This is a genomic window from Sphingosinicella soli (assembly GCF_014199685.1).
Lineage (GTDB): Bacteria > Pseudomonadota > Alphaproteobacteria > Sphingomonadales > Sphingomonadaceae > Sphingosinicella > Sphingosinicella soli.
In genome coordinates this window covers 1-10411 of sequence record NZ_JACHNZ010000064.1, presented here as the reverse complement: position 1 = coordinate 10411, position 10411 = coordinate 1, and the positions used below count along the sequence as shown (strand labels likewise).

Sequence of the window (10411 nt, the reverse complement as noted above, 5' to 3'; positions counted from 1 at the left end):
GTCGTTGTGGCGCTCCCATGGAGTATCTGTCCCATAGCGCATCCTTCCATTGCTGGCTGAATAATGCACCATCAAAGCCTGGGATCAAACAGTTATGTCGACTTCACCTACGGCAGCTACGATCAGGTGCGCATCGAAGCCGCTGTCGGCGGACCGATTGCGGAGGGCGTTTCGGCGCGCGTGTCGTTCATGAAGGACAAGCACGACGGCTACGTGAAGAACGCGATCGGCCCCGATCTTCTGGAGGACGATACGATCGCGGGCCGCTTCCAGCTGCGCCTGGAGCCGACCGAGGCGCTGACGATCAACCTCTTTGCCGACTGGTACAAGACGCGGCCCGTCACGAGCGGCGGCGCGATGATAACGGGCGCCACGCAGGATGCCGACGGTCTCGGCATTCCGCTGCCGCCGGGATCGCCGACGGGCTTCGGCTATGCCGACGCGGACGGCGACCCCTACACCGGGGCGTTCAACTACGCGGGCAATTTCGCGCGCGAGACGTGGACCATCGGCGGCAAGATCAATTACGATCTGGGCGGCGGCTATTCGCTCGCCACCGTCACCAGCTACCAGAAGCTCGACAGCACCTATGCGGCCGACAATGATTTCTCTCCGGTCGATATCGGCGTCTTCGAACAGGATGCGAAGGCGACGCACTTCACCCAGGAAATCCGCCTGATCGAAGACGACGGCGCATTCCGCTGGACCGCGGGTCTCTATTATCTCAGCATCGACGGCAATTATTTCCAGGGCTTCAATCTGTCGGGTTTCGCGACCTATCCGCGCGCGGATTACCGGGTCGATACCACGTCGTATTCCGGCTTCGCGCAGGCGGAATACGATCTTTCCGATCAGCTGAAACTGTCGGCGGGCATCCGCGTGACGCGCGACGAGAAGGATTATTATTACTCGGAAATCTGCGAAGGCCCGCTCTGCCCGATCCTGATCGCACCCGGCACGCTCGCGGCGAACGGCGTCACCACCGACAAGCACGGCGAAACCGGCTTTTCCGGCCGCCTCGCGCTCGACTGGAAGCCGAGCGACGCAATGCTGCTCTATGCGAGCATCAACCGCGGCTACAAGGCGTTCAACTATAACGCGGGTTTCGTCGGCCAGGCGCCGCTCGCGGGGTTCCGCTTCAAGGGCGAAGACCTGATGGCGTACGAAATCGGCGGCAAGTTCGAGCTTCTCGATCGCCGCGTCCGCTTCAACGCCGCGACCTTCTATTACGATTATTCGGACTATCAGGCGTTCGACCAGCGCGGCTTCAATTTCACGCTGTTCAACACGAGTGCGGAAATCTACGGTGCGGATTTCGAACTGTCGGTGCATCCGGGCATGGGCTTCCGCTTCGATGCGGGCCTCGCGCTGCTGCACACGAACGTGGCGGACATCCCCATCGGCGCGCGCATCGTCGATCGCAAGGCGCCGCAGGCCCCCGCCCGCACGTTCAACGTCGCCGCGACGAAGGATCTCGATCTGGGCTTCGGCGAACTCAGCGCCACGTTCAACGCCGTGTACACTGCGGATTTCTATTCGCAGCTCACCAACGCGGCGGTCACGAAGGTGCCCGGCGGCTGGCTCGCCAATGCGCGCGTGTCGCTGAAAACGATGGAAGACAGTCTCGAACTCTCGGTGTTCGCGAACAACGTGTTCGACAAGGCGCGCAAGATCTTCTCGTTCGACGTCTCGGCCCCGCCGCTCGGCGGTGCCTACGACACCTACACGCAGCCGCGCTGGTTCGGCGCGCAGGTGCGGTACAACTTCTAGGCGGGGAAGGCCCGGATCGTCTCCAGGAACCGGTCCCCGTAGGCGTCGAGCTTGCGGGCGCCGACACCCGATATCTCGGACAGGCCGCTGCGCGAAACCGGTCGCGCGGCGGCCATTTCGCGCAGCGTGCTGTCGTGGAAGATCACGTAGGGCGGCACGCCCGCCTCCTCGGCCAGCGCGCGGCGGCAGGCGCGCAGCGCCTCGAACAGCGGATCGCCCACGGGATTGTCCGCCTGCTGCTTCCTGCCGCGCGCCGAGCGTTCCCGCTGCGGCGGCAGCACCAGCATCACGCTTTCCTCGCCGCGCAGGATCGCGCGCGCGCCGGGGCCGAGCGCGAGCCCGCCGTGTTCGGTGGGCGTCACCGCCTCGTGGACGAGCAGCGCGCGCGACACCGGCTTCAGCAGCGGTGCGTCCTGCGCGGAAACGATCCCGAACACCGTCAGGCTGTCGTGCCCGCGTGCGCGCACCTTGTCGCTTGCCTTGCCGGTCAGCACCTCTTCCAGATGCCCGATGCCGTAGCTCTGCCCGGTGCGGTACACGGCGGAAAGGAATTTCCGCGCCGTCTCCGTGGCGTCGATGCTTGCGGGCGGGTTCAGGCAGTTGTCGCAGTTGCCGCACGTCTGCGGCGGGCTCTCGCCGAAGTGCTTCAGCAGCACCGCGCGGCGACAGCTGCCGGTTTCCACCAGCGCGCCGAGCGCCGAAATGCGCGCGCGCTCGCCCGCCTGCCGCGCCTCCTCGACCTCGAAGACGCGTTGCCGCGCGCGCGCGAAATCCTCCGCGCCCCAGAACAGATGCGCCTCGGCGGGCTCGCCGTCGCGGCCCGCGCGGCCGCTTTCCTGGTAATAGCCCTCGATCGATTTCGGCAGGCCTGCGTGCGCCACGAAGCGCACGTCGGGCTTGTCGATGCCCATGCCGAACGCGACCGTCGCCACCATCACCATGTCTTCGCTGGCGATGAAGGCGGATTGGTTCGCCGCGCGTACCTCCGCAGGCAATCCGGCGTGATAGGGCAGCACACGGCGCCCGCCGCGCGACAGCGTCTGCGAAAGGCTCTCGGTCGCCGCGCGCGTCTGCGCATAGACGATGCCGGGGCCGGGGTTCGCGGACAGCAGCTCGCCGATCTGCCGCGTCATGCCGTTTCGCGGATGCACGGTGTAGCGGATGTTGGGCCGGTCGAACCCGGCGACGATCATGCCCTCTTCGGGAATGCCGAGCGCGGCGAGCACGTCCGTCCGCGTGTGCGCGTCGGCGGTGGCGGTCAGCGCCAACCTTGGCACGTGCGCGAAATCATCGAGCAGCGGCCGCAGCAGGCGGTAGTCGGGCCGGAAATCATGGCCCCATTCCGAAACGCAGTGCGCCTCGTCGATGGCGAACATCGAAATGTGCGCATCATCCAGCAGCTGCCGGAAGCCCTCGCCGCTCGCGCGCTCGGGCGCGATGTAAAGCAGGTCGAGTTCGCCCGCGCACAGCCGCCGCTGCGTTTCCCAGCGGTCGGTATCCACCGATGTCAGGCTCGCCGCGCGGATGCCCACCGCCTGCGCCGCGCGCAGCTGGTCGTGCATCAGCGCGATCAGCGGCGAGATGACGACGCAGCAGCCGTCCATGGCGACGGCGGGAAGCTGGTAACACAAGGATTTGCCCGCGCCCGTCGGCATGATGGCGAGCGTGCGCTGCCCGGCAAGCACGCGCGTGATGACCTGCTCCTGCACGCCCCGGAAGGCGGGAAAGCCGAAGACCTCGTGAAGAATGGCGGCGGGATCGCGTCGCATGGCTGCCTTCAGCCGAGGCGGCGCGTCACCGAAAGCGCGTGCGCGGGCAGGCCTTCCGCTTCCGCGAGCCGCGCTGCCGCCGGGCCGACGGCGGCGAGGCCTTCTGCCGAACAATCGAGGAAGGTCGTGCGCTTCATGAAGTCCGCCACCGAAAGCCCGGAGGAAAAGCGCGCGCGGCGTCCCGTGGGCAGCGTGTGGTTGGGCCCGCCGATATAGTCGCCGATCGCTTCGGGCGTGCGATAGCCCATGAACACCGATCCCGCGTGGCGAATGCGCGCGAACATCGCCTGCGGATCCGCGATCGAAAGCGCGAGATGCTCGGGTGCGAGCGCATCGATCAGCGGCGGCGCTTCGTCCAGGCTCCGCACCGTGATGATCGCGCCGAAGCGCGCCCAGCTTTCGCGCGCGACGTCCGCGCCGAGTGCGTCGAGCGTCGCGTCCACGGCCTGTGCCGTCCGCCGTGCGAGGTCCGTATCGTCGGTCATCAGGATCGCCTGCGCGACGCGGTCGTGCTCGGCCTGGCTCAGCAGGTCGGCGGCAAGCCAGTCCGGGTTCGCGGCGCTGTCCGCCACCACCAGGATTTCCGAAGGCCCGGCGACCATGTCGATGCCGACGCGCCCGTAAAGCTGCCGCTTGGCTTCGGCGACGTAGGCGTTGCCGGGGCCGGTGATCTTGTCGACCGGGGCGATCGTGCCGGTTCCGAACGTCAGCGCCGCGATCGCCTGCGCGCCGCCGACGCGGTAGATCTCGTCGACGCCCGCAAGGTGCGCTGCGTAAAGCACCAGCGGGTTCACCGTGCCGCCGGGCGTCGGCGTCGTCATCACGAGGCGGCGCACGCCCGCGACCTTGGCGGGGATCGCGTTCATCAGCACCGTCGATGGATAGCTCGCAAGGCCGCCGGGCACATAGATGCCCACATCGTCGATCGCGGACCAGCGCCAGCCTGCGCGGATGCCCTGCGCGTCGACCGCGTCGTGGTCGGCCGGAAGCTGCCCGGCGTGAAAGGCGCGGATGCGGTCAGCGGCGAGTTCCAGCGCGGCGTGCAGGTCGGGTTCGATCCGGTCCTTCGCGGCGGCGATCTCCGCGCCGGTGAAGCGCAGCGTCTGCGCCGTCACCTCCATCCGGTCGAAGCGCCGCGTCAGGTCCACGACCGCCGCGTCGCCGCGCGCGCGGACATCCGCGACGATCCCGGCGACCACCGCCGAAACATCCGTCGCGGTCTCGCGCCCGGCGTCGACGAAATCGGCGAAACGCCCGGCGAAATCCGCGTCGGCGGTGGAAAGTTCAATCGGCACCGGCGGCCTCCCGGAAACGCTCGATCCACGGCGCGATCGCCGCCGCCTTGGTCTTGAACGCCGCGCGGTTGACGATCAGCCTGCTCGTCACCTCGGTGATCTTCTCCACCTCGACGAGCCCGTTTTCCTTCAGCGTGCGCCCGCTCGACACGAGATCGACGATGCGCTGCGTCAGGCCGAGGCGCGGGGCGAGTTCCATCGCGCCGTTCAGCTTCACGCACTCGGCCTGCACGCCGCGCGCCGCGAAGTGCCGGCTGGTCAGGTTCGGGTATTTGGTCGCCACGCGCACGTGGCTCCAGCTGCGCGGATCGTCTCCCGCCGCCATTTCGGCGGGCTCCGCGACCGAAAGCCGGCAGTGTCCGATGCCCAGATCGACGGGCGCGTAGATTTCGGAATACGCGAACTCCATCAGCACGTCGTTGCCCGAAATGCCGAGGTCCGCCGCGCCGTGCGCCACGAACGTCGCGACATCGAACGCGCGCACGCGGATGATCGAAAGCCCGGGCACGTTGGTGGCGAACTGCAGCGCGCGGCTGCTGTCGTCCGAGAACGCGGGTTCAGGCGCGATTCCGGCGCGCGCGAGCAGGGGCAACGCTTCTGCAAGGATGCGTCCCTTAGGGATTGCAAAGACCAGTTCCGTTTTCATCGCGACTGCCTGTAAAGAAGGCGGTGCCGCGCCGCAACGGAGTCGGCAGTCCGCCGGACGGACAAAAGAACAGGCGGGGAGTGTTTTGATGGTGGATTGGTGGGATTCGGGTCCGCAAATGGTGCGGCTGTGGCGCATGTCGATGGAAACCTGGTCGGCGTCCATGGTCGTGATTGCGGAACGCAGCGCGATGCTGGGGAATGCGGCGATGTTCCCCTCGGCGCGCGACATGCAGGAATTCAATCGCATGGTGCCCGAGAAGGTGGATGCCTTCACGCGCGGGATGATGAGCGCGGCCGGTGCCCGCGATCCCATGGAGGCGGCCGAAAAGGCGCTCGCCCCCGTTCACCGCAGCGTTACCGCGAATGCGCGGCGTCTGCGGCGGCGCTGAAGGGCGCAACAGCAACCTTGCGTTTCCGGGCCTTTTCCGCCAAGGGCAGGCAGCATTTGCGGGCGCTTGCCCGCGCAAGGAGACTGAATGGCGAAGGAAGAACTTCTGGAAATGCGGGGGACAGTCACCGAACTGCTCCCCAACGCGATGTTCCGGGTCAAGCTTGAGAACGATCACGAGATTTTGGGGCACACCGCCGGCAAGATGCGCAAGAACCGCATCCGCGTGCTCGTCGGCGACGAAGTGCTCGTCGAACTGACGCCCTACGACCTCACCAAGGGCCGCATCACCTACCGCTTCAAGTAACGGAACCGTCTGTGCCGGCGCTGGTCCTTGCCTCATCGAGCCCGCGCCGCCGCGCCCTTCTCGAACAGATCGGCATCTCTCCGGCGCGCACGCTTTCGCCCGACATCGACGAATCGCCCCGGCGCGGAGAGCTTCCACGCGACTACGCCGTGCGTCTTGCCGCCGAAAAGGCCGCCGCCGTGCCGCGGGAGCCGGGGGAGGTGGTGCTCGCGGGCGACACGACGGTCGCCGCGGGCCGCCGTATCCTGCCGCCCGCCGAGACCGACGACATCGTCCGGCAATGCCTCATGTTGCTCTCTGGGCGGCGGCACCGTGTGTTCAGCGCCGTTGCGGTCATCGATGCCGAGGGGCGCCTGCGCCAGCGCGTTGGCGTAACCATCGTAACCTTCAAGCGGCTCACCGCCGCCGAGGTCGAAGCCTATGTCCGCTGCGGCGAGGGGCGCGGCAAGGCGGGCGGCTATGCGATACAGGGCCGCGCCGCCGCCTTCGTGCGCTTCCTCTCGGGCAGCTATTCCGGCGTCGTCGGCCTGCCGCTCCACGAGGCATCGGCGCTGCTCGCGGCATCCGGCGTCGTGCCTTCCGATGGCTGAATGGCTGATCGAGCGCGGTATCGGTGAAACCCGCGCCGCGCTCATCGAAAACGGGCAGATCGCCGAAATGCGTCTTGTCCGCGATGGCGGCGGTCCGCAGGTCGGCGCGGTGTGGGATGCGCAGCTGGTCACGAAGCTCGGCGGGCGGCGCGGTATCGTCAGGCTCGGCGACGACGAAGCCCTGCTGGAGCCTGTGCCCCCAGACCTCCCGGAAGGCGCTCTCGTGCGCGTCGTGGTGGTGCGCGAGCCGATCCCCGAACGCGGCCGGCCGAGGCTGGCAAAGGTCCGCGCAGACGGTACGCCGGGCGCATCGGCGCAGCAGGTCTCCCCGGCGCCCGCGTTCGAACCAGCGGGCGCGCGTGTTTTGGGGCATGCCGAAACGCTGGATGCGTGGGGCTGGGGCGAGGCGCTGGCCGCAGCGGAAAGCGGACATGTCCCGTTTCCCGGCGGCAGCCTTGCGATCGCGCCCACCCCCGCGATGACGACCATCGACGTCGACGGCGACCTGCCCCCGGCCGAACTGGCGATGGCGGGCATACGCGCGGCCGCCGCCGCGATCCGCCGCTTCGACATCGGCGGCTCCATCGGCATCGATCTGCCCACGACGCGCGACAAGGCGGCACGGCACGCGGCGGGCGCGCTTGTCGATACGCTGCTGCCGCAGCCTTTCGAGCGAACGGCCGTAAACGGCTTCGGTTTCCTGCAGATCGTGCGCCCGCGTCCGCGCGCCTCCATCATCGAGCGCGTTCAGAACACGCCCGTGGAAACCGCCGCGCTGGCGCTGCTTCGCATCGCGGAGCGGACGCCCGGGGCGGGGCCGCGCAGGCTGACCGCGCCGCCGCGTGTCGCCGCATGGCTGCGCGCCCGCCCCGCGCTTCTTGCCGACCTCGAACGCCGCGTCGGCGCCGCGGCGGTGCTGGCCGAAGACGCTACGCTTGCGCTACAAGCGGGCCATGTCCATGCCGCCCAGATCTGAATCACGCCGTGGCCGCTGCCCCGTCTGCGCCAAGCCGGAAACCGACGCCCACAAGCCCTTCTGTTCGCAGCTCTGCCGCGACCGCGACCTTCTCTCGTGGCTCGACGAACGCTACCGCGTGCCCGTGCATTCCGACGAGGAACCTCCGGCCGAAAGCTGACGCACGGGCGCTGGACAAGCCCGCAACGGGCGATTAAGAGGCGCGCTTCATTCCACGTTCGCTGGAATGTGCCCGGGTAGCTCAGTTGGTAGAGCATGCGACTGAAAATCGCAGTGTCGGCGGTTCGACTCCGTCCCCGGGCACCATTTGTTCTCCACAGCCGTCCATAGCCGTCCAGGAAAGTACGCATTTCTGCGGCTCTCCGGAGATTTGAGTCCGACGCAGTTCGGGGCCGGTTGTTGGTATCCAGAGCGTTCAGTGGTAAAAATGATGGTATCTGCCAACACTCGAACGGGAGATACCATCATGGCGCTATCCGCAGCGGCGGTGCTGCACGCGAAGGGCAGGCAGCAGCCATACAAGCTGACCGATTCTCCGGGTCTCGTGCTTCTCGTGAACCCCGACGGCCGGAAGTATTGGCGATTCAACTACCGATCCGGCGGCAAACAGAAGACCATGGCCCTCGGCGTCTATCCGGACATCAGCCTCGCTGAAGCGCGCGAGAAGCGCGATGCTGCACGGAAACTCGTGGTTTCGGGCATCGATCCGATGAAGCAACGCAAGGAAGCCGAGCGTGAAAAACGTGTCCGCGAACAAGAAACCTTCAAGGCGATTGCCGAAGAGTGGCTGGAACGCCTCAAGCTCCAGGGACGCGCCGCAGCGACGCTGAAGAAGAACCGTTGGCTGATGGAGTTCTCCTACCCGCGCCTCGGCGATCGTCCCATCGCCGAAATTACGGCGACGGACCTCCTGGAGGTGCTTCGTAAAATTGAGGTTCGGGGGCGCTACGAAACCGCGAATCGCTTGCGCGGGACGTTCGGCACGCTCTTTCGTTTTGCCGTCGCGACGGGCCGCGCGCCGCGCGACGTCGCCATGGACCTTCGCGGAGCACTCATCCGGCCGCAGGTGACGCATCGTTCCGCGCTGCTGGAGCCTGGAGACATCGGCGCCCTTCTGCGAGCGATCGACGGCTATGAGGGTCAGCCTACGGTTCAGATCGCGCTACGCCTCGCGCCACACCTTTTCGTTCGTCCCGGCGAGCTGCGACAGGCTGAATGGCAAGAGTTCGATGCGGACGCGGCGATCTGGACGATTCCCGCGCACAAAGCGAAAATGCGACGCCCGCACCGTGTTCCTCTCGCCAAGCAGGTCGTCGAAATGCTCGAAGAGCTATGGCCTATCAGCGGCGACGGTCGGTTCTTGTTTCCCAGCATTCGCTCCTCGGAGCGGCCAATCACTGACAACACATTGAATGCCGCCTTGCGCCGTCTCGGGTACGACAAGACCCAGATGACCGCTCACGGGTTTAGGGCGATGGCAAGCACGCGGCTTAATGAAATGGGAAAATGGCATCCGGACGCGATCGAGCGCCAGCTTGGGCATGTCGAAAGCAACGACGTCCGCCGCGCCTATGCGCGGGGAGAACATTGGGCCGAGAGGGTCAAGATGATGCAGGCATGGTCGAACTATCTGGATGATTTACGAACAGGAGCCCAAGTCATTCGTGCAAGCTTCGGACGGAAGCGGTTCGGATAGACCCGATACCTGCCTTCGCTTCATCGGCCTTCTAACCGGTGAGCCGCCGCAACATGGTTGGCCACGGCGTGGAGTACTGCCATAGCCGCCGGCGGCCGAGGCTCGAATGCAAGCACAGTGGCCGCCAACAAAGCCATCGGCACGACTTCGGCGCCGTCAATTGGGTGTTCGCTCGCGCCAAATAGTAACCGACCGGCCGATCTTGTCAGGTTCTCGGCGCCTGATGGGCCAGCGAGCGTGTTTCGTTGGGCACTGTACTTCTGTCAGCACGAGCGAGCGCGACAGGCTCGTGTACGCGGCCGGGCCATGGGCCATCGGCGAGACCCTCGAGTTTCCGAAGGGTTCGCTCCTGCAATCGTTCAAGTCGGTCGCTGCCAATCGTAATTTGAGCACGCAAGCGTGCTCGAGGCACGGATGTGCTTTGAGGGCCGAGGCAAATTTTCCTGACTCACGTGCGCCACGGCCGGAATCCAATGATTAAAATTTGTTAAATCTTTTCAATGCGATGAAGTCAGGCTGCCAATTCCCTATACCGTCAAATGTACCGTTAAATTTGGGCTTTCCAGTTCGATTCCCAAACCATGTACTTTTTTGCACCCTTTGTTTTTGAGCTCCAAGGCGCTTTGTTCGTGTTACGTACTTCTAACGCCCAACACGGCGAGGGTTGGCTACCCTCCTTCTCCGCACCGCTCAGCCGTACACTGATGGGCACCGAGCCCAGTGACATGCTGGACTTCGCAAACGCGAGCTATGCCGTCGTGGTCTCTGTTCGCGTTCTGGGGATTTAAGACGGTAGCGCCGACATTGCCGCCTTTCGCTTGCCATGGGTCAACCGTCTGAATCTGCCATAGGTTCAAGGGGTCTTTTCCGTCGCGCCTCTAGGAGCTGTCTGCATTCACAGGATTCCCTTTGAGTTGGAGTTCTGATTCAAGGTCGTGGAAGGAGACGAACCTTGAGCAGACGGGTTTTGAC

Annotated in this window: 10 protein-coding genes and 1 tRNA gene; 8 read left to right on the top strand and 3 right to left on the bottom strand. The window is 65.9% G+C overall.

What is annotated here, in order from left to right; translation table 11 throughout:
- Nucleotides 1–63: 63 nt before the first annotated feature.
- Nucleotides 64–1770, top strand: coding sequence for a TonB-dependent receptor (locus GGQ98_RS17555; protein WP_184071879.1), 1707 nt, complete (start codon nt 64–66; stop codon nt 1768–1770).
- On the opposite strand, the gene recQ is transcribed toward GGQ98_RS17555, so the two are convergent.
- The 3 genes from recQ to hisG are packed head-to-tail and all read right to left on the bottom strand — an operon-like array spanning nt 1767 to nt 5480.
- Complete coding sequence (recQ, locus tag GGQ98_RS17550) at nt 1767–3539, bottom strand: DNA helicase RecQ (RefSeq protein ID WP_184071877.1); 1773 nt, start codon at nt 3537–3539, stop codon at nt 1767–1769. The two genes, GGQ98_RS17555 and recQ, sit on opposite strands and share 4 nt — an antisense overlap.
- Nucleotides 3540–3547: 8 nt before the next feature.
- Nucleotides 3548–4834, bottom strand: a complete 1287-nt coding sequence (gene hisD / locus GGQ98_RS17545) for a histidinol dehydrogenase (RefSeq protein WP_184071875.1) — start codon at nt 4832–4834, stop codon at nt 3548–3550.
- Nucleotides 4824–5480 (bottom strand): ATP phosphoribosyltransferase, encoded by a 657-nt coding sequence (gene hisG / locus GGQ98_RS17540; RefSeq protein ID WP_184071873.1) that lies wholly within the window; start codon nt 5478–5480, stop codon nt 4824–4826. Before hisG ends, hisD begins: the two co-directional genes overlap by 11 nt.
- 88 nt (nt 5481–5568) lie before the next feature.
- Here hisG and GGQ98_RS17535 point away from each other — a divergent pair, with 88 nt between their 5' ends.
- The 7 genes from GGQ98_RS17535 to GGQ98_RS17505 all read left to right on the top strand — a co-directional run bounded on the left by GGQ98_RS17535 (nt 5569) and on the right by GGQ98_RS17505 (nt 9439).
- Nucleotides 5569–5871: a hypothetical protein gene (locus GGQ98_RS17535; protein ID WP_184071871.1), complete on the top strand. Its 303-nt coding sequence runs from the start codon at nt 5569–5571 to the stop codon at nt 5869–5871.
- Between the two features lie 87 nt (nt 5872–5958).
- On the top strand, nt 5959–6177 hold the full coding sequence (gene infA, locus GGQ98_RS17530) for a translation initiation factor IF-1 (RefSeq protein ID WP_184071869.1): 219 nt from the start codon (nt 5959–5961) through the stop codon (nt 6175–6177).
- 11 nt (nt 6178–6188) lie between these two features.
- Nucleotides 6189–6767 (top strand): Maf family nucleotide pyrophosphatase, encoded by a 579-nt coding sequence (locus tag GGQ98_RS17525; protein ID WP_184071867.1) that lies wholly within the window; start codon nt 6189–6191, stop codon nt 6765–6767.
- The gene (locus GGQ98_RS17520; RefSeq protein ID WP_184071865.1) at nt 6760–7743 is read left to right on the top strand and encodes a ribonuclease; all 984 of its coding nucleotides are present in this window, start codon (nt 6760–6762) and stop codon (nt 7741–7743) included. Before GGQ98_RS17525 ends, GGQ98_RS17520 begins: the two co-directional genes overlap by 8 nt.
- Entirely contained in the window at nt 7721–7903 is a 183-nt protein-coding gene (locus tag GGQ98_RS17515) for a DNA gyrase inhibitor YacG (protein ID WP_184071863.1), read from the top strand. Before GGQ98_RS17520 ends, GGQ98_RS17515 begins: the two co-directional genes overlap by 23 nt.
- A gap of 70 nt (nt 7904–7973) precedes the next feature.
- A tRNA-Phe gene (locus GGQ98_RS17510) sits at nt 7974–8049 on the top strand.
- Between the two features lie 160 nt (nt 8050–8209).
- Entirely contained in the window at nt 8210–9439 is a 1230-nt protein-coding gene (locus GGQ98_RS17505) for a tyrosine-type recombinase/integrase (RefSeq protein ID WP_184071861.1), read from the top strand.
- Nucleotides 9440–10411 lie beyond the last annotated feature (972 nt).